Origin of the sequence: Pauljensenia sp. UMB3104, from assembly GCF_030217285.1 — a bacterium.
Taxonomy (GTDB): Bacteria; Actinomycetota; Actinomycetes; order Actinomycetales; family Actinomycetaceae; genus Pauljensenia.
The window spans coordinates 1-440 of sequence record NZ_JASONN010000074.1 but is presented as its reverse complement, the minus strand read 5'-3'; the positions used below and the strand labels follow the sequence as shown (position 1 = coordinate 440).

The window sequence follows — 440 nt, the reverse complement described above, 5'->3', positions numbered from 1 at the left end:
CAAAGACGGGCGGGGCCGGGGGGTTATTTGAGTTCGTCGATCATTGCGGAGCAGACGCGCTTGGTTAGCCGCTTCAAGGCTTGGTTGCGGGTTTCGGTGATGAGGGTGGTGGGCTGGTTTTGGTTTCTTTTTGCGTATTCTGCGAACATTTCGCACCATTGTTCATCGCTCATCCAGTCTGAGAGTGCGAGGATGTAGCGGCGCTGGGCTTCGGTGGATTGGTATTTGTTAGCCATTTCGGATTCCTTTCCGAGTTGTGAGGCCTTGTTGCCTCTTTGTTTTCAAGGCCCTTTTCTTTTGCCTTGTGCTTTAATTATATGTCCCACTCTGCGACATTGTAAAGCTCTATTATTGTGTGCTCGCTCACGTTTTGATGTGCTTTTTTACTACTTCTACTATTTGCTCGTGGATTTCCTTCACGCTTCCACACGCGTTAATAG

General features: G+C 48.9%; 1 protein-coding gene. It reads right to left on the bottom strand.

Annotation, left to right across the window (positions count from 1 at the left end; all coding sequences use genetic code 11):
• Nucleotides 1-23: 23 nt before the first annotated feature.
• Complete coding sequence (locus QP415_RS10810) at nucleotides 24-236, bottom strand: hypothetical protein (protein WP_048707262.1); 213 nt, start codon at nucleotides 234-236, stop codon at nucleotides 24-26.
• Nucleotides 237-440: the final 204 nt, after the last annotated feature.